Annotated in this window: 20 protein-coding genes; 13 read left to right on the top strand and 7 right to left on the bottom strand. The window is 71.3% G+C overall.

Annotated elements, in window-relative coordinates; all coding sequences use genetic code 11:
* Positions 1–112 precede the first annotated feature (112 nt).
* Together BDK92_RS28600 and BDK92_RS28595 are read left to right on the top strand one after the other, a co-directional pair.
* A complete protein-coding gene (locus tag BDK92_RS28600) occupies positions 113–733 on the top strand; it encodes a hypothetical protein (protein WP_121159485.1) in 621 nt (206 codons plus the stop codon).
* Positions 734–878: 145 nt separating this feature from the next.
* Positions 879–1505, top strand: coding sequence for a LysE family translocator (locus tag BDK92_RS28595; protein WP_121159484.1), 627 nt, complete (start codon positions 879–881; stop codon positions 1503–1505).
* A 135-nt stretch (positions 1506–1640) separates the two neighbouring features.
* On the opposite strand, the gene BDK92_RS28590 is transcribed toward BDK92_RS28595, so the two are convergent.
* The 4 genes from BDK92_RS28590 to BDK92_RS28575 all read right to left on the bottom strand — a co-directional run bounded on the left by BDK92_RS28590 (position 1641) and on the right by BDK92_RS28575 (position 5697).
* Positions 1641–2585 carry an ABC transporter substrate-binding protein gene (locus BDK92_RS28590; RefSeq protein ID WP_121159483.1) on the bottom strand — a complete coding sequence of 315 codons (945 nt, stop codon included), beginning with the start codon at positions 2583–2585 and terminating at the stop codon, positions 1641–1643.
* 93 nt (positions 2586–2678) lie between these two features.
* Positions 2679–3503 carry an ABC transporter ATP-binding protein gene (locus BDK92_RS28585; RefSeq protein WP_121159482.1) on the bottom strand — a complete coding sequence of 275 codons (825 nt, stop codon included), beginning with the start codon at positions 3501–3503 and terminating at the stop codon, positions 2679–2681.
* Entirely contained in the window at positions 3503–4657 is a 1155-nt protein-coding gene (locus BDK92_RS28580; protein WP_246017295.1) for a FecCD family ABC transporter permease, read from the bottom strand. The genes BDK92_RS28585 and BDK92_RS28580 overlap by 1 nt, the downstream gene beginning before the upstream one ends.
* Positions 4654–5697 carry a FecCD family ABC transporter permease gene (locus BDK92_RS28575; protein ID WP_121159481.1) on the bottom strand — a complete coding sequence of 348 codons (1044 nt, stop codon included), beginning with the start codon at positions 5695–5697 and terminating at the stop codon, positions 4654–4656. The genes BDK92_RS28580 and BDK92_RS28575 overlap by 4 nt, the downstream gene beginning before the upstream one ends.
* Positions 5698–5811: 114 nt before the next feature.
* On the opposite strand from BDK92_RS28575, the gene BDK92_RS28570 reads away from it, so the two are divergent.
* The 5 genes from BDK92_RS28570 to BDK92_RS28550 all read left to right on the top strand — a co-directional run bounded on the left by BDK92_RS28570 (position 5812) and on the right by BDK92_RS28550 (position 12401).
* Positions 5812–6168, top strand: coding sequence for a YciI family protein (locus BDK92_RS28570; RefSeq protein ID WP_121159480.1), 357 nt, complete (start codon positions 5812–5814; stop codon positions 6166–6168).
* Positions 6169–6386: 218 nt separating this feature from the next.
* Complete coding sequence (locus BDK92_RS28565; protein WP_121159479.1) at positions 6387–6620, top strand: DUF6289 family protein; 234 nt, start codon at positions 6387–6389, stop codon at positions 6618–6620.
* 143 nt (positions 6621–6763) lie between these two features.
* Positions 6764–7324 carry a histidine phosphatase family protein gene (locus tag BDK92_RS28560; RefSeq protein ID WP_121159478.1) on the top strand — a complete coding sequence of 187 codons (561 nt, stop codon included), beginning with the start codon at positions 6764–6766 and terminating at the stop codon, positions 7322–7324.
* Between the two features lie 121 nt (positions 7325–7445).
* A complete protein-coding gene (hrpA, locus tag BDK92_RS28555) occupies positions 7446–11612 on the top strand; it encodes an ATP-dependent RNA helicase HrpA (RefSeq protein ID WP_121159477.1) in 4167 nt (1388 codons plus the stop codon).
* 24 nt (positions 11613–11636) lie between these two features.
* Positions 11637–12401 (top strand): alpha/beta fold hydrolase, encoded by a 765-nt coding sequence (locus tag BDK92_RS28550; RefSeq protein ID WP_211349400.1) that lies wholly within the window; start codon positions 11637–11639, stop codon positions 12399–12401.
* Between the two features lie 13 nt (positions 12402–12414).
* Here BDK92_RS28550 and BDK92_RS28545 read toward each other — a convergent pair whose 3' ends face one another.
* Positions 12415–13437, bottom strand: coding sequence for a LacI family DNA-binding transcriptional regulator (locus tag BDK92_RS28545; RefSeq protein ID WP_121159475.1), 1023 nt, complete (start codon positions 13435–13437; stop codon positions 12415–12417).
* A 114-nt stretch (positions 13438–13551) separates the two neighbouring features.
* On the opposite strand from BDK92_RS28545, the gene BDK92_RS28540 reads away from it, so the two are divergent.
* Entirely contained in the window at positions 13552–14289 is a 738-nt protein-coding gene (locus BDK92_RS28540; RefSeq protein ID WP_121159474.1) for a cupin domain-containing protein, read from the top strand.
* A gap of 80 nt (positions 14290–14369) precedes the next feature.
* Here BDK92_RS28540 and BDK92_RS28535 read toward each other — a convergent pair whose 3' ends face one another.
* A complete protein-coding gene (locus BDK92_RS28535) occupies positions 14370–14675 on the bottom strand; it encodes a flavin reductase (RefSeq protein ID WP_121159473.1) in 306 nt (101 codons plus the stop codon).
* Between the two features lie 85 nt (positions 14676–14760).
* Positions 14761–15432, bottom strand: a complete 672-nt coding sequence (locus BDK92_RS28530) for an NADPH-dependent F420 reductase (RefSeq protein ID WP_121159472.1) — start codon at positions 15430–15432, stop codon at positions 14761–14763.
* 211 nt (positions 15433–15643) lie between these two features.
* Here BDK92_RS28530 and BDK92_RS28525 point away from each other — a divergent pair, with 211 nt between their 5' ends.
* The 5 genes from BDK92_RS28525 to BDK92_RS28505 all read left to right on the top strand — a co-directional run bounded on the left by BDK92_RS28525 (position 15644) and on the right by BDK92_RS28505 (position 22634).
* Entirely contained in the window at positions 15644–18466 is a 2823-nt protein-coding gene (locus tag BDK92_RS28525; protein WP_211349399.1) for an AfsR/SARP family transcriptional regulator, read from the top strand.
* A gap of 168 nt (positions 18467–18634) precedes the next feature.
* Positions 18635–19567: an ABC transporter permease gene (locus BDK92_RS28520; RefSeq protein WP_246017294.1), complete on the top strand. Its 933-nt coding sequence runs from the start codon at positions 18635–18637 to the stop codon at positions 19565–19567.
* A gap of 72 nt (positions 19568–19639) precedes the next feature.
* The gene (locus tag BDK92_RS28515; RefSeq protein ID WP_121159471.1) at positions 19640–20644 is read left to right on the top strand and encodes an ABC transporter substrate-binding protein; all 1005 of its coding nucleotides are present in this window, start codon (positions 19640–19642) and stop codon (positions 20642–20644) included.
* Between the two features lie 8 nt (positions 20645–20652).
* Entirely contained in the window at positions 20653–21438 is a 786-nt protein-coding gene (locus BDK92_RS28510; protein WP_121159470.1) for an ABC transporter ATP-binding protein, read from the top strand.
* A gap of 116 nt (positions 21439–21554) precedes the next feature.
* Positions 21555–22634 carry a purine-cytosine permease family protein gene (locus BDK92_RS28505; RefSeq protein ID WP_121159469.1) on the top strand — a complete coding sequence of 360 codons (1080 nt, stop codon included), beginning with the start codon at positions 21555–21557 and terminating at the stop codon, positions 22632–22634.
* Positions 22635–22843: the final 209 nt, after the last annotated feature.

Below are 22843 nucleotides of genomic sequence, written 5' to 3'. Positions count from 1 at the left end.
CGGCTCCTGACCTGGGAGGACAGCCGTGACTGCGCACGCGTCCAGCACGTCACTCGCCACCACCGCGCCCGCCGCCGCCACCCAGCCCGCCGCCCCCCAATCGACCGCTCCCGTGCTGCCCTACGCCACCCTGCTCGCCTTCTCCCGCTACGTCGACCGGACCGGTCCGGCGAAGGCGACCTTCGTCGGCGGGCTGCGCAAGCAGCGGGCCAGCCGCTCCGGTTTCAACCCGCACGGCCAGTTCGTCAAGGCGCTCAAGGCGGACCTGGCGTTCCACACCGGGGGCACTCACCTGCGCCAGGTGCCCGACCTGGTCAAGCCCCGCTGGCGCCCGCTCTACCAGACCCTGGTGCCGGGTGCGCTGAGCTACATCGAGTCGCTCGGCGACCCCCGCTCGATCGACCTGGCGCAGACCCACGACGCGCTCGCGCTGCTCGGCGGGCTCCCGGTGAAGATCAACCCGCAGTTCGGCCTGCGGCACGCCGACGGCCGCGCGGAGGCGGTCCGGTTGCACTTCGACGAGGCACCGCCGAGTGACGAACTGGTGCTCGCCACCCTGCACCTGATGGCCCGGCACATGGACCAGGTGCTGCCGCACGCCGAACCGGTCCTGGTCGACCTGCGCCGGGGCGTCACCCACCGCCGCGACCCGGCCGTCCGCGCCGACCAGGTCGAACGTTGGCTCGCCGGTGAGGCGGCGGCGTTCAGCACCATCTGGTCCACCGCCGCCTGACCCTTCCGCACCACCTGATCACGCGTGACTCGCCGAGAAAGTGGCCCTCCACGACCGGAGGGCCACTTTCTCGCGGTTGGCCCGGCGTCAGGGATCACACCGCCCGGACGACCGCGCTGTCACGGAGAGTTCCTACAGTGACTGCATGATCAATACCTTGGCGGTGTTTCTCGGAACCTGCCTGCTGCTCGCCATGGTTCCCGGTCCGGGAGCGGCCGTGATCTTCCGCCAGGCGGTCGGGGACGGCCGCCGGTCCGCCTTCATGACGATGCTCGGCAACGAGACCGCCCTGGTGATCTGGGGGATCGCCGCAGCCTGTGGACTGACCGCTCTCGTCACCGCCTCACAGTTGGCGTACGACACGATGCGGATCGTCGGAGCGGGCGTGCTCATCTGGCTCGGCGTCCAGGCGTTGCTCTCCGTACGGCGGGGCGAGTCCACCTTCGCCCCGCCCAGCGGCACCGACCCGGGCCGGTCGAGCGGCTGGCGGTCCTACCGCACCGGACTGATCGCCAACCTGACCAACCCCAAGGCCGCCGTGTTCGCCATGTCGTTCCTGCCGCAGTTCGTACCCGGTGGGCTGCCCGTACTGCCGACCGTGGTCCTGTTGGCGGTGCTCTGGGCGGTGATGGACGCGCTCTGGTTCAGCGGGGTGATCTGGTTCATCGGCCGGGCCAGGAGCCTCTTCGACCGTTCGGTGGTCCGCCGCCGGCTGACCCAGTTCTCCGGAGCCGTGCTCATCGCCCTCGGCCTGCGGCTCGTCACCGAATAGAGATCACGGCACGGCACGGCGCGGCGCGACGGGAGCGCCCGGAAAAACGGATCCGCGCCACGGCCGACGATGGTCGTCGTGGCCGTGGCGCGGATGGTTCCGAAGCGCATCCCCCGACGGGATGCGGCCCGGCGATCAGGCGGTGGTCAGGTACTTCTGCACGTCGTCCAGGATCTTGCCGGCCGCGGTGACCCCGATGCCGGTCATCCAGGTCTCGTCCGGGACGGTGTACGCCTTGCCGGCCTTCACCGCGGAGAGGTTCTTCCAGAGGTTGCCGGCGGTTACCTGGGCCTGCTGCGCGACGGCCTTCTCACCGAACGCGCAGACGAAGATGACGTCGCCGTCGACCTCGCTCATCCGCTCCGGGCTGACCTTGTCGAACCGCTTGTCGTCCTTGTCGGCCAGCAGCTGCCGCTCGGGGCGACCGAGGCCGATGTCACCCATGACGATGCCGGAGAACGACTCCGGGCCGTACACCCGGATCTCGGTCGCCCGGAACCGGACGATGGAGATCTTCTTCGCCGCCGGGTCACCGATCTGGGTGCCGACCTCCTTGGCCCGCTTCTCGTAGCCGGCCAGCAGGTCCTTGGCCTCCTGCGCCTTGCCGAGGGCCGCACCGTCGAGGAGGAAGTTCTCCTTCCAGGTGATGCCCACCTTCTCCGTGAAGACGGTCGGGGCGATCGCGCTCAGCTCGTCGTAGAACTTCTCCTGGCGGAACTTGCTGCCCATGATCAGGTCGGGCTTGAGCGCGGTGATCGCCTCGAGGTCGGGCTCGGTGAGCAGGCCGACGGTCTTGATCGAGGCGACCTTGTCACCGAGGTACGTCGGCAGCCCCTCGGACTCACCGGCGGTGGCGGCGCCGACGGGCACGATGCCCAACGACAACGCGCTGTCGATCTTGTCGGTGTCGAGGACCACGACCCGCTGCGGGTGGACCGGGACCTGGGTGGTGCCCATCGCGTGCACGACCGGGTGCGTCTGTGCCTCGTCGGTGCCGGCCACCGGGTCGCTCTTGGCGCATCCGGTCAGGCCGACACCGAGGGCGACGACCGCGGCGAGGGTGGCGGCGGAACGGCGCATGGAGGTTCCTTTCGAATTGATTCAGGGACTTCGTGCGACATCAGTGCGTACGGCGTTGTGGCGGTCAGGGCACAGGCGCTCAGCGCCCCGAGGTCAGGCCGGGGCGGTGGTCGCCGGGGCGGTCGCGGTACCGGCCAGGGACGGGGTGGAGAGCGCGGGTACGACCAGGGGTGCCCCGCTCACCGGGCAGGGCACGACCACGCAGTCGAGCCCGAAGACGTCCCGGACCAGCTCCGCGGTGAGGATCTCCCGGGGCGCGCCGGCGGCGACGACCGCGCCGGCCCGCATCGCGACCAGGTGGTCGGCGTACCGGGCGGCCTGGTTGAGGTCGTGCAGGACCGCGACCACGGTCCGTCCGCGCTCGACCCGGAGCTGGTGCAGCAGGTCCAGGACCTCCACCTGGTGGGCCAGGTCGAGGAAGGTGGTCGGCTCGTCGAGCAGCAGCGCCTCGGTCTGCTGGGCCAGTGTCATGGCGATCCAGACCCGCTGCCGCTGACCTCCGGAGAGGGTGTCCACCGGGCGGTCGGCCAGCTCGTCGACCGCGGCCAGGCGCATCGCCTCGCGTACCGCCTCGGCGTCCTGCGTCGACCACTGGCGCCACCAGCTCTGGTGCGGCTGGCGGCCCCGGCCGACCAGGTCGGCGACGGTGACCCCCTCCGGCACCAGCGGGCTCTGCGGCAGCACGCCGAGCCGGCGGGCGACCTCCCGGGTCGGCAGCTCACGGATCGCTGCACCGTCCAGCAGAACGGTGCCGGCGCGCGGGGTGAGCAGCCGGGCCATGGTGCGCAGCAGGGTGGACTTGCCGCAGGCGTTCGGCCCGACGATGACGGTGAAGGCGTTGGCGGGCAGGTCGAGGTCGAGCCGGTCGAGCACGGTCCGCTCGTCGTACCCGGCGACGAGTTCACGGGTGGAGAGCATCAGAGGTTCCTCCGGCGGCCACGGACGAGCAGGAAGAGCAGGTACGGCCCGCCGATGGCGGCGGTGAGTACGCCCGCGGGCAGTTGCGTCGGGGCGAACAGCCGCCGGCCGACCAGGTCGGCGAGGACCACCAGCAGGGCCCCGACGAGGGCGGCGCACAGCAGCGGGGGGCGCTCGGCGCGGACCAGCCGCCGGGCCACCTGCGGGGCGACCAGGGCGACGAAGTCCACCGCCCCGACCTGCGCGGTAACCATCGCGGCGACCATGACCCCGACGCCGGCCAGGCCGACCCGCCGGGCGGTGGGGCGCAGCCCGAGCCCTCTGGCGGTGTCGTCGTCCAGCGCGCTGCTGTGCAGGGCCCAGCCGGCCCAGAGCAGCGCCGGCAGCAGCACCACCAGCGTGAGCGCGATCCACCTCGCCTCGGTCCAGCCCTTTCCGGCGAGGGTGCCGACCAGCCAGATCTGCGCCCGCTGCCCGTCGATCGGGTCCGCCGAGAGCATGACCACCTCGGTCACCGCGCGCAGCGCGATGGCGACCGCGACGCCGGCCAGGACGAAGCGTTGTGCGGCCAGCCCGTGCCGGGCGCCGAGGACGAAGACCGCCGCCGCCGCGAGCAGCCCACCGGCGAGCGCGGACGGAGCGAGGATCGCGGCCGAGGCACCGGTGGTCAGCGCGACGGTGGCGACCAGACCGGCGCCCTGGGTGATGCCGATGACGTCGGGACTGGCGAGCGGGTTACGGGCGACGCTCTGGATCAGGGTGCCGGCGATGCCGAAGGCCGCTCCGACGGCCACCGCGAGCACCACCCGGGGCAGCCTGAGCCTGTTCACCACCAGGTCGTACGGCGTACCGGTGCCGTCCGGGGCGCCCAGGTTGCGCAGCGAGTGCAGCACGTCGACCGGGGCGACGTAGGGCGTACCGAGCGAGAGGCTCAGCACCATCGCCCCGGCGAGCAGGACCAGGAGTATCACCGCGACCAGGATCGAACGCCGCCGTACGAGCAGGCGGATCCGGCCGGCGCGCAGCAGGAGGCGGCCGGGCAGCAGGGCGGGGTCGGTCCCCCGGAGCCGGACGGCACCCCGTTGGACCGGCTTCGAGGTGCCGGTGGCGGTGGGGTCGCCGCCGGAGGTCGTCGGGGCGGTGGGGGCGCTCACGCGGTCACCACCCGGGCGCGACGGACCAGGAAGGCGAGCAGGGGCGCGCCGAGCAACGCGGTGATGATGCCGGCGGGTACCTCGCCGGGTGTGATCAGCCGGCCGACGATGTCCGCGCCGAGCAGCAGCGCGGGCCCGAGCAGTACGGAGACCGCGAGTGTCCAGCGCTGGTCGGCGCCGACCAGGGCGCGGGCCAGGTGCGGGACGGCGAGCCCGACAAAGGCGATCGGACCGGCCGCGGCGACACCGGCACCGGTGAGCAGTACGGCCGCCGCTCCCCCGCCGATCCGGATCAGCCCGACCCGGTTGCCCAGCCCCCGGGCGACGTCGTCGCCGAGGGCCAGCGCGTCGAGGCCCCGGGCGACCATCGCGGCGAGCAGCAGGCCGACGAGGATGAACGGGGCGACCTGGGCGGGGACCGCCGCGCCCCGGCCGGTCAGCCCGCCGACCACCCAGAACCGGTACTCCTCGAAGGTGTACGAGTCGACGGTGAGCAGGCCGATCGTGACCGCTCCGAAGCTGGCGTCCAGGGCGGCGCCGATGAGGGCGAGGGTGACCGGGCTGGCACCTTCGCGGGTGCGGCTGGCGATGCCGAACACGAGCACCCCGGCGAGCATGGCGCCGAGGATGCCGAACCAGACGTACCCGGTCAGGGTGGTGACGCCGAAGGCGGCGATGGCGGTGACGACGCCGAGCGAGGCACCGGCGCTGACGCCGAGGATGCGGGGTTCGGCGAGCGGGTTGCGGGTGAGGGCCTGGAGCAGGACGCCCGCGACGGCCAGCGCCGCGCCGACGACCAGCCCGAGGAGCGTACGCGGCACCCGCAGGTCGTGCACGATGGTGCTGGCCTCGCCGCCGTCCGGGGCGACCAGCGCGTGCCATACCTGCGCTGGCGCGAGGGGCTTGCTGCCGAGCGCCAGGCTGGCGAGGAGCAGCAGGCCGAGCAGGACCAGCGCGCCGACGACGACCGTGAGCCGGGACAGCCCGGACCGGCGGGACGGGGCTACCGCCGCCCCCGGTGGTGTGACGACCTCGTGCACCTGCTCTCACCTCCCTGCTTAGGATCGCCTTACCTTAGGATCTGACCGGCCCCCGGCCTAATAAGAGATGACCGATCTCACCGTCAGCGCCCCCGGTGCACCTAGCCTGGAGACATGCAGCTCGAACACCACACCGTGGCCCTGGTACGCCGTCCGGCGCAGCCGCCGGAGCTGCCGGCGGCCGCCGTGGACCGGTTGTGGGAGGCCCACCGGGCGCATCAGGCGGGTCTGGTCGAGCAGGGGCACGTGATCGCGGCGGGGCCACTGGTCGGCGCGGACCGTACGGACGAAGGCGAACTCTGCGTGTTCGCGACCGCACCAGAGGTAGCCGTCCGGCTCTACGACAACGATCCGGCGGTGAGCGCCGGTCTCCTCTCGGTCGAGGTGGCGACCTGGGCGGTACCGGTAGGCAATGTCCGTTTCGAGGGCGTGCCGCTGCCGTCGTCGCTGCTCGATCCCGGCCCGGCCTGACCCTCGATCCGATTGACGATCATCGTCACGGAAGGCCCGACTCCGAGCCGAAGAGTCCACTGTGCACTGATCTGTAAGTCGCCTTCCACAAGGGATTTCAGTCAAAGATGAAGAAGTCTTGTCTTCTCGTCGACGGCGGCGGATGATCTGGATCATGAGTTCCGACCGGGACTCAGCGGGCCGGAGCCGAGTCGCTCCGGGACCAGGAAGGACCACCGATGATCCGTCGCGTACTCCTCGCCGCCACCATCGCCGTCGCCGCGTTTGTGATCGTGCCGGGCTCGCCCGCGCAGGCACGCGCCTGCAAGGCGAACCACGACTGCTACACCGAGTTCTACTCCGACTCGAGCCACACGGTCCTGGTCGGCTCCCTCTCCGAAAGCTGCACCGGAGAGCGCGACATGTGGGGACGCCGCACCGGCTACCTGGTCTTCTCCGAATCGCCCTGCTGACTCCGCAGCACCTGACTCCGCACCACCTGACCCCGCACCACGGGCGGGCGGACGGGCGACGAGACCGCAACCGCGTCCCCGTCCGCCGGTGCCTGATCGGCGGAGCGCCGGTGCCGCGCCCCACGGTCCGGCAGGCTGGCCGCATGGCTGTCGACATCATCTACGGCACGCACGCGATGACCACCGACGACGAGGCCGGCCGGGCGAGCGGCTGGCTGCCCGGCGAACTCTCCGCGTACGGCCGGCGGTGCGCCCGGGAACTCGGCGAACGCCACCGGGGCAACCGGCTCTCGGCGATCTTCTGCTCCGACCTGTTCCGGGCGGTGGAGACCGTGGAACTGGCCTTCCGCGCATACCGGATCCCGATCCACCGGGACACCCGACTGCGCGAGTGTGACTTCGGCGACCTCAACGGCGCGCCACTGACCGAGGTCGCCGCGCACCCGTCCCGGCACCTCGACGAGCCGTTCCCGAACGGGCAGAGCTACCGGCAGGTGGTCGACCAGACGGCCGGCTTCCTGGCCGACCTGGCCGCCGCCTGGGACGGGCACCGGGTGCTGCTGGTCGCCCATCCGACCACCGGCTGGGCGCTGGAACACCTGCTCAACGGCCGGATGCTGGCGGAAGTGATGGCGGCGGAGACGGACTGGCGGCAGGAGCACTCGTACGCGCTCCCCTCCGGCTGGCCGGGCGCTCGGGCCTGAGCCGTCGAGCCTTCGGGCGTGGCCGGCAGGAACGCCCCGGACGCGTCCGGCGGGGCCCGGACGGGAACAGGCGGATAACCCCGGGCGCTTCCCCGCGAGGCTGCCTATCCTTGGCGACGATATGCAAACACCATCCGCCCGCGCGCTGCCCGATCCGATCCGCGAGGCGCAGGCCCGCCTGCCCGAACTGATCTTCCGTGACCAGCGCCGGATCCAGCGCCGGATCGACGGCGTACGCAAGATCCGTGACCCGCGCAAGCGCGAGCAGGCCGCCGAGGAGATCACCGCCGACCTGACGGCGGCGCAGGAGCGGCTGGCCCGGCGCCGGGCCGGCGTGCCGGTGATCACCTACCCGGTCGGCCTGCCGGTCAGCGACAAGCGGGACGACATCGCGGCGGCGATCCGGGACCACCAGGTGGTGATCGTCGCGGGTGAGACCGGTTCCGGGAAGACCACCCAGCTGCCGAAGATCTGCCTGGAGCTGGGGCGCGGCGTACAGGGGTTGATCGGGCACACGCAGCCCCGGCGGCTCGCCGCGCGTACGGTCGCGGACCGGATCGCGGAGGAGCTCGGCACCGAACTGGGCGGCGCGGTGGGCTACAAGGTGCGTTTCACCGACCAGGTCGGTGACCAGACCCTGATCAAGCTGATGACCGACGGCATCCTGCTCGCGGAACTCCAGCAGGACCGGATGCTGCGCCAGTACGACACGCTGATCATCGACGAGGCGCACGAGCGCAGCCTCAACATCGACTTCATCCTCGGTTATCTCCGCCAGCTACTGCCCCGCCGCCCCGACCTCAAGGTGATCATCACCTCGGCCACCATCGACCCGCACCGCTTCGCCCGCCACTTCGGCGGGCTGGCGGCGGGAGTCATCGGTGAACCGGCCGCCGAGCCGGAGGTGCACGGGACCGCCGGACCCGACAGCGGGCCGGAACGGGTCGCCGGCCCGCCGGTGGTGGAGGTCTCCGGGCGCACCTACCCGGTCGAGGTCCGCTACCGGCCACTGGTCGAGGTCGCCGACGAGACCGACGACGGCGACAACGTACGGGACCAGGTCCAGGCGATCGGTGACGCGGTCGAGGAACTCGCCGCCGAGGGGCCCGGCGACATCCTGGTCTTCCTCAGCGGCGAGCGGGAGATCCGGGACACCGCCGACGCGCTCTCCCGACTCGTCCAGCAGAAACCGAGGCTGCGTGGCACCGAGATCCTGCCGCTCTACGCCCGGCTCTCCACCGCCGAACAGCACCGGGTCTTCCAGTCACACTCCAACCGTCGGGTGGTGCTCGCCACGAACGTGGCCGAGACCTCGCTGACCGTCCCCGGCATCAAGTACGTGATCGACCCCGGTACGGCCCGCATCTCCCGGTACAGCCACCGGCTCAAGGTGCAGCGGCTGCCGATCGAGCCGGTCTCGCAGGCCTCGGCGAATCAGCGCAAGGGCCGCTGCGGACGTACCTCGGACGGCATCTGCATCCGGCTCTACGACGAGTCGGACTTTCTCAGCCGGCCCGAGTTCACCGAGCCGGAGATCCTCCGGACCAACCTCGCCTCGGTCATCCTCCAGATGACCGCGATCGGGCTCGGCGACATCGCCGCGTTCCCGTTCATCGACCCGCCGGACCGGCGCAACATCGCCGACGGCGTCAACCTGCTGCACGAACTGGGTGCGCTCGACCCGACCCAGACCGACCTGAACCGCCGGCTCACCCCGCTCGGCCGCAAACTGGCCCAGCTACCGGTGGACCCGCGACTGGCCCGGATGGTGCTGGAGGGCGAGACCAACGGCTGCGCCACCGATGTCATGGTCATCGCCGCCGCGCTCTCCATCCAGGACCCACGTGAGCGACCGGTCGAGAAGCAGGCCCAGGCGGACCAGGCCCACGCCCGCTTCGCCGACCCGGAGTCGGACTTCATCACCCTGCTGAACCTCTGGCGTTACCTGCGGGAACAGCAGACCGAACTGTCGTCGAGCGCGTTCCGTCGGATGTGCAAGGCCGAGTTCCTCAACTACCTTCGGGTACGCGAGTGGCAGGACATCTTCAGCCAGCTCCGGCAGGTGGCCCGTACCCTCGACGGCGGCAACCCGCGCGGACAGCGCCCGACCCGCGGCCGCCCCGAGCGGCCCGCCGTTGCCGGGGCAGCGCCGACGCCGGACCCGGCACCGGTGGCCGACGGTGAGCCGGCAGTCGACCCCCGACGTATCCACCAGTCGCTGCTGGCCGGGCTCCTCTCCCACGTCGGGGTCAAGGACCTGCAGGGTTCGGCGAAGGGGACGGCAGCCGCGGGCAGCGGCGGGCGCGGCAGCGAGTATCTCGGTGCCCGGGGGGCCAAGTTCGCCATCTTCCCCGGGTCCGCCCTGTCCCGCCGCCCCCCGCTCTGGGTGATGGCGGCGGAACTGGTGGAGACCTCCCGGCTCTGGGGCCGGGTGGTGGCGAAGGTCGAGCCGGAGTGGGTCGAGGCGCTCGCCGGACACCTGGTGAAACGTACCTACAGCGAACCGCACTGGGAGAAGCGGCAGGCCGCCGTGGTCGCCCAGGAGAAGGTCACCCTGTACGGCATCCCGCTGGTCACCAACCGCAAGGTCAACTTCGGCCGGATCGACCCGGAGCTGTCCCGGGAACTCTTCATCCGGCACGCCCTGGTGGAGGGGGACTGGCAGACCCCGCACAGGTTCTTCCACGCAAACCGGGAACTGCTCGACGAGGTCGGGGAGTTGGAGAACCGGGTACGACGGCGGGACATCCTGGTCGACGACGAGACCCTGTTCGACTTCTACCAGCAGCGCATCCCGGCCGAGGTGGTCTCCGGGCAGCACTTCGACAGTTGGTGGAAACGAACCCGGCGGGACCAGCCGGACCTGCTCACCTTCGACCGGACGATGCTCATCAACGCCGGTCGCGGCGGGGTCGAGGAATCCGACTACCCGGACTCGTGGCACTCCGAAGGGCTGGCGCTGCCGCTCACGTACCGCTTCGAACCCGGGACGAACACCGACGGGGTGACCGTCGACATCCCACTGCCGATGCTGAACCAGGTGCCGGCGGAGAGCTTCGACTGGCAGGTGCCCGGGCTGCGGGAGGAGGTGGTGATCGCGCTGATCCGGTCACTGCCGAAGGCCGTACGCCGCAACTTCGTACCGGTCCCCGACTACGCGCGGGCCGTACTCGCCAACGTCAAACCCGGCCCGGAACCGCTGATCGACGCGCTCACCCGGGAGCTGCGCCGGATGACCGGGGTGACCGTGCCCCGCGAGTCATGGGATCTGGAGAAGCTCCCGGCCCACCTACGGCTCAACTTCCGGGTGCTGGACGAGGAGAACAAACCGGTCGCACAGGGGCGGGACCTGACCGCGCTGCAACGTCAGCTCAAGACCGAGGTACGCCAGACGGTGGCCGCCGCCGCTCCCGAACTGGAACGGCACGGGCTGCGGGAGTGGAGCATCGACGCCCTGCCCCGCACCCTCGAACGGGTCCGGGGCGGTTACCGGGTGACCGCCTACCCGGCCCTGGTCGACGAGGGCGAGAGCGTCGGCGTACGGGTCTTCGAGTCCGAATCGGAACAGCAGCAGGCGATGTGGGCCGGGACCCGCAAACTGTTGCGGCTCACCGTCGCCTCACCGGTGAAGTTCCTCCAGGGGCGGCTGAGCAACGAAGCGAAGCTGGCGCTGAGCCGCAACCCGCACCGCAACGTGATCGACCTGCTGGACGACGCGGCGGGCGCCGCGATCGACAAACTGATCGCCGATGCCGGCGGGCCGGCCTGGGACGCCGCCGGCTTCGCCGCGCTGCGGGACCATGTCCGGGCGCACCTGGTCGACACGGTGGTCGAGGTGGTCGCCCGGGTGCAGCGGGTGCTGAGCACGGCGTACGCGGTGGAACAGCGGCTGGGGCGTACCACCAGCCTGACCCTGGTGGCCGCGCTGGCCGACATCCGGGCGCAGCTCTCCGCGTTGGTGCACCGGGGCTTTGTCACCGAGACCGGGTACGCCCGCCTCGCCGACCTGCCCCGCTACCTGACCGCGATCGAGCGGCGGCTGGACCGGCTGCCGCAGGACCCGGCGCGGGACCGGACCCAGTTGGCCCGGATCGTCCAGGTGCAGCAGGAGTACGACCAGATGCTGGCGAACCTGCCCCCGGCCCGTCGCGGCGACGAGGCGGTACGGCAGATCCGGTGGCTGATCGAGGAGTTGCGGGTCAACATCTTCGCCCAGGCGCTCGGCACCCCGTACCCGGTCTCGGAGCAGCGGATCTACCGGGCGATGGACCTGGCCGAGGGACGCTGAGGGTGCAGGTTCAACATGCCGGTCGTGCGTGACTTCTTCGCGGTCGGGGGTCGGCGGCTTTCGTATCTGGACTTCGGTGGTTCGGGTACTCCGCTCCTGGCTCTGCACGGGCACTACAACGAAGCGTCGGCATTCGCACCGCTGGCGCAGGCGTTGGCACCTCGGTGGCGGGTGATCGCGCTCGATCAGCGTGGGCATGGAGCGTCGGACCGTGCCGAGAGCTACGAACGGGACGGCTATGTCGCCGACGTCGCCGCCTTCCACCGGCATCTGGGATTCGGCCCCGTGGCTGTGCTGGGCCACTCACTCGGCGGGGTGAACGCCTACCAGTACGCCGCCCGGCACGCGGACCAGGTCTGTGCGCTGATCGTCGAGGACATCGGCGCGATTGTGGACTCCGACTGGTCGTTCACCACCAGCCTCCCCCGCCACGCGCCGACGCGCGATGCGCTGGCCTCGGCCCTGGGCGCGGCGGCTCCCTATCTGGAGTGTTCCTTCCGGCCGTCGGAGGACGGCTGGGGCTTCTCGTTCGACATCGACGACACGGTGGCATCCCAGAAAGCAGTCAGCGGTGACCACTGGAAGGACTGGGTATCGGTGGGCTGCCCCACCCTCCTGATCCGTGGAACGCGCAGCGACGAACTGGCGGCCGCCCACGCTCGCGAGATGATCGCCCGTCGCGCCGGGCAGGCCCGTCTCGCCGAACTGCCGGCCGGTCACGTTGTGCATCACGACGCTCAGGTGCAGTTCGCCGCCGCTGTCAGTGCCTTTCTGTCCGAACCCCACTGACCCACCCCTGCTGTCAGGCGACACGCGGCGGCGCCACGGCGGCGCTCTGCCGGCGGATGAGTTCCGCCGGCACCTGTTCGACCTGATGTGTCCCCGGTGCCTGGAGGGCGAGGGTCATGGCGCGGGCGCCCATGTCGGCGAGGGGGAGGCGGACGGTGGTGAGGGTGGGGGTGACGTCGCGGGCGATGGGCATGTCGTCGAAGCCGGTGACGCTGATCTGTTCGGGGACTTTGATGCCTCGGGTGCGCAGCAGGGCGAGGGCGCCGATGGCCATGGTGTCGTTGAGGGCGGCGATGGCGGTGAGGTGGGGTTGGGTGTCGAGGAGGTGGGCGGTGGCGGTGGCGCCGCTGTCGCGGTCGAAGTTGGCGTAGGCGATGTGGCGGGTGGGGAGTTTGTGGCCGTGGTCGCGGGCGGCGTGGCGTAGGCCGGTGAGGCGGTCGGTGGTGGTGGTGAGGTGTTTGGGGCCGGCGATGACGCCGAGGTGGGTGTGGCCGAGTGCGTAGAGTTCGGTGCCGATGAGGTAGCCGCCGGTTTCGTTGGCGGGGATGACGGCGTGGCCGGTGTGTTCGTGGCGGCCGATGACGGCGATGTGGCCGCCGGTGGCTTGGTAGACGCGGAGTTTGGCGTCGAGGGTGTGGGTGAAGGTTTCGTTGTGGTGGCCGCTGCCGGCGAGGATGATGGCGGCGGCTTGGTGGGCGCGGAGGAGTTCGACGTATTCGAGTTCTTTGTCGGGGTCGCGGTAGGTGTTGCAGATGATGACGAGTCGGCCGTGTTCGGTGGCGACGCGTTGCAGGCCGCGGGTGATTTCGGCGAAGTAGGGGTCGGAGACGTCGTGGACGATGACGCCGACGGCGGAGCGGTGGTTGCGGGCGAGTAGTTGGGCGTGGGCGTTCGGGACGTACTGGAGTTCCTCGACCGCCGCCAACACCCGCTCCCGCAACTCAGGCGCGACCCGACGAGGACTACGGCTCACGATCCGGGAAACGGTCGCCGGGGAGACCCCGGCGAGCCGGGCGACGTCGGCGAGTGTGGTCATCGGCGGCCTCCGTCCGGACCAGCCCCGACAGGCGTACGCGTTGACGGTCGTCAACGCCGGAGACTAGCGTCAAGCGGGCCGCAGGAAAACCCTTTCCCATGAACGGTGGTCCGCATGACCGGCCAATCCACACCTTCTCCCCTGCCCCTGCCCGGTGGCGTCGGCGTCTCCCGGCTGGGCGTCTACGACACCGTCGCGCCGGACGGTGCCGTCGGCGGTACGCCACACCTGCACCTCTGCTGCGCCGAGGCGTACCTGGTGCAGGCCGGCGCCGGCCTGGTCCAGACCCTCGCCCTCGACGGGTACCGGGAGACGCCGCTGCGCCCCGGTGCGGTGGTCTGGTTCGCCCCGGGCACGATCCACCGCCTGGTCAACCACGGCGGGCTGGAAATTGTCGTGCTGATGCAGAACAGCGGCCTGCCCGAGGCGGGGGACGCGGTGCTGACCCTGCCCCCGGAGGTGCTCGCCGACCCGGCCCGGTACGCCGCCTCGGTGGCCCTGCCGAACGGCGGTGCTCCCGGTGGCGACCTGGCCGCCGCGTACGCCCGCCGGGACCTCGCCGTACGCGGCTTCGAGCGACTCCGCGACAGCGCCCTCGGCGGCGACCTGGACCCGCTGCGGGAGTTTCACGCCGCCGCCGTCCGCCTGGTCCAGCCGCACCTCGACGCCTGGCGGCAACGCTGGCGTGGGGGCGCCCTGCGGGCGGCCGAGGAGACCGGGCGCCAGCTCGACGCCCTCGCCCGAGGCGACGCGTCGCATCTGGGGGAGGCCGTGGTGCACGAGTTCGCGCAACCGCGTGAACAGGGTCGGCAGGGCATGTGTGGGCTGTTGAACACCTATCCGGTGCACTGACACACCTGTCCGGTGCGCGCAAGGCCCAGGGGTGTGGTTCCCACCCCGCTCTTGCCGGGGAGCGGGGTGGGAACACACGTTCAGGCCGGTCGCCGCCGGCGGCCGGTCGGCGCGACCGGCACCCAGCCGAAGAAGCGCAGGTCCAGCTCCCTGGTCGGCACCGAGGGCAACTCGGCGCGGGCCCGGTCACGGAAGTGCCGCAGGTACGTGACGAGCCGCTGCGGCTCCCGCCGGTAGAGCGCCAGCAGGCGGCGCCGGATCACGGGACAGGGCCACTCGCCGTGGCAGTCCACGCACCGCCACTGTTCGTCGTTGCGGTGCACCGCGCTGAGATCATCAAGATCGTCGCGGAGCCGGGAAACCTCCGCCGTCGACGGACCGATCATGGTGCGTCACCTCCTGGCACACATATCAACACCAGGGATGGCGCGGGCGACGGACCCGCGGTGCGTCACGACGACGCGCGCCGGATCAGCCGAGCAGGGCACGCAGACTGGCGGCGTCGAACGGAACGCCCGGCAGCTCCCAGAAGTTCCCGTCCTTGGCGGCGTACATCCCGCCGTAGGCGGGAGTGCCCGGCTGGAAGCGGCGACCGCCCTCGGCGAGCGACCCGGCGTCGACGGCGTCGTAGCCGATCGTGTCGAGGAACTCGACCACCGTTGCCTTCGCCGCCGCATCGTCCCCGGCGATCGCGAGCGCGCTCCGGTCGGCCGCACCGCTGGGGCGGGCCAGCGACCGCAGGTGCGCGAAGTAGATGTTGTTGAACGCCTTCACCACCCGGCTTGTCGGCAGGTGATGTTGCAGCAGCTCACTGCTGGTGGTCGAGTCGTCGTCGAGCTCCGCGAACTGCCCGTCGCGCTCCGGGTAGTAGTTGTTCGTGTCGATGACGACCTTGCCGGCGAGCGGCTCGACCGGCACGCTCCGGTACGCCTTCAGTGGGATCGTCACCACCACCAGGTCGCCCGCCCGGGCCGCCTCGTCCGGCGTACCCGCCCGTGCGCCCGGGCCGAGTTCGGCGACGAGTTCCTGGAGCGTCTCCGGCCCACGCGAGTTACTCAACACCACGTCGTGGCCGGCGGCTACCGCCAACCGGGCCACCGTGCCGCCGATATGTCCGCTACCGATCAATCCGATGGTTGTCATGCCTGGCGACAACCGCCAGCCAGCAGCCCACATTCCCGACCACCGGCGAGTCGTCCTGATCACCGGCGCGTCGCCCAGATTCCCGCCGGTCGGGGCGAGCCACCACACGACCAGCGCCGCAGAGTCGGCGCCGCCATACATGCCACACTGTGCGTGAACCTTCGGTAAAGCTTGAATTGCCTGGTCGGCCGGATGAACGAGCGGGGCAGAGGTGACGGTGGAGTTCGGGCTACTGGGGAATATCGACGCGCATCTCGCCGGAAAACCGATTGACCTGGGGCACTCCCGGCAGCGAAGTGTGCTCGCGGCACTGCTCGTCGACGTCAACAAGGTTGTGCACGTCGACCAGTTGCTCGACCGGGTGTGGGCCGACTCGCGCCCCCAGCGCTCTCAGAACGTGGTCTACGGCTACCTGTCCCGGCTGCGCCGGTGCCTGGCCGACGCGGAGGGGGTCAGCCTCGGCCGGCGCGCCGGGGGCTACCTCCTGACCGCCGACCCGCTCACCGTGGACCTGCACCAGTTCCGCCACCTGGCGGCCCAGGCACGCGGAGCCGAACGGGACGACGACGCCCTGCGCCGGTTCGACGAGGCGGTCACGCTCTGGCGGGGTGAGCCGTTCGCCGGGCTCGACACGCCGTGGTTCAACAGCCTCCGCGAGTCGCTGGAGCGGGAGCGGCTGGCGGTGGAGCACGACCGGATCGACACGGCGCTGCGCTGCGGCGAGCACGCGGCCCTGCTGCCCGACCTGGCCCGGCGGGCCGGGGAGCAACCGTTGGACGAACGTCTCGCCGGTCAGCTCATGCTCGCCCTCTACCGTTGCGGCCGGCAGGCCGAGGCGCTCGGCCACTTCCAACGGGTCCGGCACCAACTGGTCGACGCGATGGGCGTGGACCCGGGTCCCGACCTCCAGAATCTCCAGCTCCGCATCCTCAACGCGGACCCGTCCCTCAGCAGCCCCATCGAGGTACGGGTCAGCCCCGCCGCCACCGCACCCGGTCCGACGCTGCGGCAACTGCCGACGCCGCCGCCGCTGTTCACCGGCCGCGAGTCCGAACTGGCCGAGCTCACCAGCAGGTACGACACCCGGGCCGGTACGGCCGACTCGGTCGCGATCGTGGCCATCAGCGGCGCCGGTGGGGTCGGCAAGACCTGGCTCGCCCTGCGCTGGGCCCACGACAACTCCGACCGGTTCCCCGACGGTCAGCTCTACGTCAACCTGCGCGGCTTCGACCCGTCGGCGACACCGCTGTCACCGCTCGTCGCGGTCCGGGGGTTTCTCGACGCGCTCGGCGTACCGCCGTCGTCGGTGCCGGCGGACCTGGACGCGCAGGCCGGCCTCTACCGGAGCCTGGTCGCCGACCGGCGGCTGCTGATCGTCCTGGACAACGCCTATGACACCGCACAGGTGCTGCCGCTGCTGCCGGGAAGTCCCACCTGCACGGTGCTGCTGACCAGTCGCCGCCGGCTCGGCGGGCTGGTCGCCACGCACGGCGCGCAGCCGCTGGCGCTGGACGTACTGCGCGACGACGAGTCGGAGGAACTGCTGGCCCGACTGCTCGGGCCGGCCAGGATGGTGGCGGAGCCGGCAAGCGTCAGCGCGATCCTGCAACGGTGCGCAGGGCTGCCGCTGGCGCTGGGCATCGTGGCGGCCCGCGCGGCGACGCATCCCGGGTTCCCGCTCCAGGCGCTCGCCGACGAACTGGCCGAGCTGACCACCCGACTGGACGTACTGACCACCGGGGACCTCAGCGCCGACCTGCGTACCGTCTTCGCCGCCTCGTACCGGGCGTTAAATCCGGCGACCGCGACGGTGTTCACGCTGCTCGGCCTCGCCCCCGGCCCGGACATCAGCCTGCCGGCCGTCGCCAGCCTGACCGGGATACCTGCCGGCCGGGCCAGGGCGCTGTTGCAGGAGTTGCACGAGGCCCACCTGGTGCACCAGGACTCCCCCGGCCGCTACCGGCTGCACGACCTGGTCCGCCTGTACGCGGCGGAACAGGCCGAGCAGGACCAGCCGGCCGATGCCCGGCGGGCCGGCCTGCACCGCCTGCTCGAGCACTACACGCGGGTCGCCGCGACGGCGGGCGGCCTGCTCGACCCGGAACGGCACCCGGTCGGCCCGGCCGACCCGATCCCGACCGGGGTCACGCTCTCCCGGGTGGGCAACCGCGCCGAGGCACTCTCCTGGTTCAACCAGGAGCACATGGTGCTGCTCGGCGCGGTCGATCTGGCCGACTCGGTCGGCTTCGACCGGCACGCCTGGGAGCTGGCCCGAGGGTTGGAGTCCTTTCTGGACGACCAGGGACACTGGCACGACTGGGCGGCGACCCAACGGACCGCCCTGAAGGCGGCGCACCGCCTCGGTGACCGGACCCGGCAGGCGCACAGCTACCGCAGCCTCGGCCTGGACTACACCCAGATGGGGCGGCTCGACGACGGTCACCTCCACCTGCGTCAGGCCCTCGACCTGTACGAGGAACTCGGTGACCGCACCCTCCAGGCGCACACCCACCGGGGGCTCGGCTGGGTCTGCAACCAGCAGGACCGGTGGCGGGACGGACTCAGCCACAACGAGCGGGCACTCGCGCTCTACCGGGAGACGGGCCACCGGGCCGGTGAGGCGGTCACGCTGAACAACCTGGGGTGGCTGAACGTGATGCTGGACGACTACCCGGCGGCGTTGACGTACTGCACCCAGGCGGTGGCGCTCAACCAGGAGATCGGCGACCCGCACGCCGAGGCGGGTGGTTGGGACAGTCTCGGGTACGCCCACCACCATCTCGGCGAGTACGACCAGGCGATCCGTTGTTACCAGCGGGCGCTGGAGCTGGTCCGGAGCTTCCGCGACCAGCACAACGAGGCGGAGATCCTGGTCCATGTCGGCGAGACCCGGCACGCCCAGGGTGAGATCGAGGCGGCCGGTACGGCGCTGCGCGAGGCGCTGACCATCATGACCCGGCTCGAGCACCCGAATGCCGAAGAGGTGGGAGCCCGGCTCGCCGCCCTGGGACTGCCGGCGACGACCGGCTCGTAAACCCGGGCGGCCGGCCCATCGATATCGGTGGTATCGATGATCGTTATGGGAAAGGCCTTGCCCAAAGTAGAGGATTCCTTCTAGGGTCCCGAGAAAGCGCTTGCCAGCCCCGGTTCACCCCACCGTCACCACCCCAACGGGACATCCGACCACCGAGGAGGAGTGCCCGTGTCCGACCGCACCATCGACGACGGCGTCGACCTGGCCGCCCCGATCACGGCGGCACCACCGGCCGGGTCACCGGACGCCGACGCGACCGGCCCGCGTACGCCGCCGGACCAGCTCGGTCCCCCGGCCCGGCGCGGACTCGGCAACCGCCTCGCCCGACTGGCCGAGGCGATCTGGCGGCCGGCGTTGCTGCTCGCCGCGCTGGTCAGCGTCTGGTGGTTCGTCGCGGCCCGCGAGTACGTGCCCAACTACCTGGTGCCGACACCCGGGCAGGTCTGGACCACCATGGTCGACCAGTGGTCGTTCCTGCTCCGCAACACCTACGTGACGCTCTACGAGACGGTCATCGGTTTCGTCCTGGCCGCCCTGCTCGGGCTCGGCACGGCGATCCTGATCGCCTACTCCCCCACCATGGAGAAAGCGATCTACCCGATCGTGCTCTTCGCCCAGGTCATCCCGAAGATCGCGATCGCCCCGCTGCTGGTGGTCTGGTTCGGCGTCGGCTTCACCCCGAAGATCGTGCTGGCCGTGCTGATCGCCTTCTTCCCGGTGGTGATCTCCGGCGTGGCCGGGCTGCGCTCGACCGACCCGGAGCTGATCGACCTCGCCGCGACCATGGGCGCGGGGCCGTGGAAGACGTTCCGCCGGATCCGCTTCCCGAACGCCCTGCCGCACCTGATGTCCGGGCTCAAGGTGGCCGTCACGCTCGCCGTGGTCGGCGCCGTGGTCGGTGAGTTCGTCGGCGCCGACGAGGGCCTCGGCTACGTGCTGCTGCTGGCGAACGGCAACCTCGACGCGGCACTGCTCTTCGCCGACCTGTTCCTGATGTCGCTGATCGGCATCGTGCTCTTCGTCGTCGTCGAGGTGGCGGAGGCGCTGCTCATCCCCTGGCACGCCAGCCGCCGGTCCGGCGTACCGCTGACCACGTCCTGAACCGTCCGGAGCAAGGACGTACCGCCACACCCCACCGCACCGTCCCCGCGACCGCACTGGAGGCGCACCACCATGAGACGTCTCGCGTCCACCGCCGCCGCCCTGCTCCTGCTCGGATCGGTCGCCGCCTGCGGCGGCTCCGACGAGCAACCCACCACCGCCGATGGCCGCAAACAGGTCACGCTGACCCTGAACTGGGTGCCGTACGGCGAGCACGCGCCGTTCTACTACGGCCTGAAGAAGGGCTACTACGAGGCCGAGGGGATCGAGCTGGAGATCAAGCCCGGCGGCGGCTCGGGCAAGACCATCCAGGCGGTGGCCCAGCAGCAGACGGACTTCGGCTGGGCCGACACCCCGCCGATGCTCAAGGCGATCGCCACCGGGATGAAGGTGAAGAGCGTCGGGGTGTTCCTCCAGAAGGGACCGACCTCGATCGAGTTCCTCGCCGACAAGGGCATCAGCAAGCCCGCCGACCTGAAGGGCAAGACCGTCGGCGGCACCCCCGGCGACGCCATCTACGCCACCTTCCCGGCCTGGCTGAAGGCGAACGGGCTGGCCGAGACTGACGTCAAGGTGGTCAACCTGGACGCCGCCGGCAAGGTCGCGGCGCTGGCCGAGGGACGGGTCGACGCGATCCAGGGCTTCTTCCACGACCAGGCCCCGACGATCGAGGCGAAGACCGGCAAGAAGGTCGACTACCTGCTCTACGCCGACTGGGGCATGAACATGCTCGGCACCGGGATCGTGGTCAACGACGCCACCCTGAGCAAGGACCCGGATCTGGTCAAGGCGTTCGTCCGGGCCACCCAGAAGTCCTGGGCCGACGCGGCGAAGGACATCCCGGGGGCCACCGACGCGATGGCCGAACTGGCCGAGAACGAACCGGCCAAGGACGTCCTGGTCAAGCAGCTCACGCTGGCCGTACCGCTGCTCGACGTGGCGCCCGGCGCGGCACCCGGGGTGAACCCGCCGACCAAGTGGACCGAGACCATCGACCTGATGAGCCGGTACGCCGACCTCAAGGACGCGGGCGGGCCGGAGAAGTACTGGGACAGCGGCTACACCAACCAGGGATGAGTCCTGCGATGACCAGCACCACCACCGGCACCGCGGTCGACCTGACCAACCTGACCGTACGGTTCCAGTCCAAGCGGTCGCGGACCACGGCCGTGCAGGACGTGACCCTGCGGGCCGAGCCGGGCGAGTTCGTCACCATCGTCGGCCCGTCCGGCTGCGGCAAGTCCACCCTGCTCAAGGTGGTGGCCGGCCTGGTCCGGCCGACCGCCGGCACGGTCTCGCTGCTCGGTCAGGCGGTCACCAGACCGCAACGGGAGATCGGCTTCGTGTTCCAGCGGGCCGCCCTGCTGGAGTGGCGCGGCGCCCGCCGCAACATCCTGTTGCAGGCCGAGATGCGCGGGCTGGACCGGAAGCTGGCCGCCCGCCGGGCGGACGAACTGATCGAACTGACCGGGCTGACCGGCTTCGAGCAGGCCCTGCCGCACGAGCTCTCCGGTGGGATGCAGCAACGGGTGGCACTGTGCCGGGCGCTGCTGCACCAACCCCGGGTGCTGCTGATGGACGAGCCGTTCGGTGCGCTCGACGCGTTGACCCGGGAACAGCTCAACACCGAGCTGAACCGGATCTGGCGGGAGACCGGCACCACGATCCTGCTGGTCACCCACTCGATCGCCGAGGCGGTCTTCCTCGGCACCCGGGTCGAGGTGATGAGCCCCCGACCGGGTCGGATCGTCCGTACGCTGCCGGTCGACCTGCCGGCGGAACGGGGCTACGCGCAGGTGATGTCCGATCCCCGCTTCGACCGCCTGGCGACCGAGATCCGGGAGCTGTTGGGGGCGGGGGCGAACCACTGACCACCCCGCTGGGCGGGCAGTCCGCCGACGTCGAGGCGCCCCGGCGGTGGACTGCCGCCGCCGGGGCCTGGCTGGGCCTGGGCGCCGCACCGGCCGCCCTCGTCCTGGGGGCAGGGATGGCGGACCGGCACCACGGGGCGGTGCCCGTACTCGCGTTCGTCGGCGGGGCGGCGCTGATGGCGCTCCTCCTCTTCGGGCAGGGGGCGCTCGGCGTACGGCCGCCGTACGGCGAGGGCGGCACGCTGACCGAGGTGGCGCCCCGGTACCTGCCACCGGCCGGGCGGGCGGTGCTGAGCGGGGTGCTCGGTATCGCGATGATCGGCTGGTTCGGCTTCAACGTGGGACTGGGCGGGGCGTCGTTCGCCACGGTCACCGGTCTGCCCGGCCCGGTCGGCGCACTGCTGCTCTCCGGGGCGGTGCTCGCCGTCTCGTACGTCTCGCCCCGGCTCGGCAACCGGATCGCGGTCGGCACCACGCTCGCCGCCCTCGCCCTGGTCGCGGTCTGCGTGGCCCGACTGCGACCCGCCACCGCCCCGGTCACCCTGCACGCGGGCGGTTGGAGCACGGCCGCCGACGTGGCGGCGATGGCCGGGTACGTGTCGGTGTTCGCGTTGCGGGCACCGGACTTCAGCCGGGGCCTGGCCAGCCGTCGCGATCTGGGCTGGTGCGTGCTGCTGCTGGTGGCGCCGGCGGTGGCGGTCGGCATCGCCGGGGCTGGGGTGTGGCTGCGTACCGGCTCCACGGATGTGGTGGCGGTGCTCGGTGGCACCTCCGGCATCGCCGCGTACGGCAATCTCTTCGTCACCGCCGCGGTCTTCGCGCCGGCGCTGACCACGACGTACTCCGGGGCCCTGGCACTGCGTGGCGGCTGGCCGGCGCTCTCCCCGACGGCCGGCATGCTCATTGTCGCGGTGCCCGGCGCGGTGCTCGCCGCCGCGCGCTTCGATCGGCTGCTGTTGCCCTGGCTCTCGGTGCTGGCCGCGACGCTGCCGCCGTTGATCGTGCCGATGGCGACCGAGGCGTGGCGGCGTCGACGTGGGCGTCCGGCCCGACCGGTGCCGGTCTGGACCTGGTTGCCGGCGGGGCTGGTGGCGACCGCGATGACCGCGGCCGGGCTGGCGGTCGCCGCGGTGACCGGGCTGGCGATCGCGGCAGTGGCCACCGCCGTCCAGGTCTGGCGCGGTCGCCGGATCTGACCCGGTTCGCCGGGTCCGGGGCGGTCGCCGGACCGGCGCGGTTCGCGGGCCGGCGACGGGAGCCGGCGACGCCGGAGAACATGATCAATTACCGGTACGTCAGAAAAGGCTTTCCGGCTCTTTCACCGATCCACGAATACGTCACCGCACCGGCGCTGAGCTTTGCACATTGACCATTTCGGATTGGTTACGTAGGCTTGATCCGTCGG

Source organism: Micromonospora pisi (assembly GCF_003633685.1).
GTDB lineage: Bacteria > Actinomycetota > Actinomycetes > Mycobacteriales > Micromonosporaceae > Micromonospora_G > Micromonospora_G pisi.
This window is presented reverse-complemented; position numbering and strand designations above follow the sequence as displayed.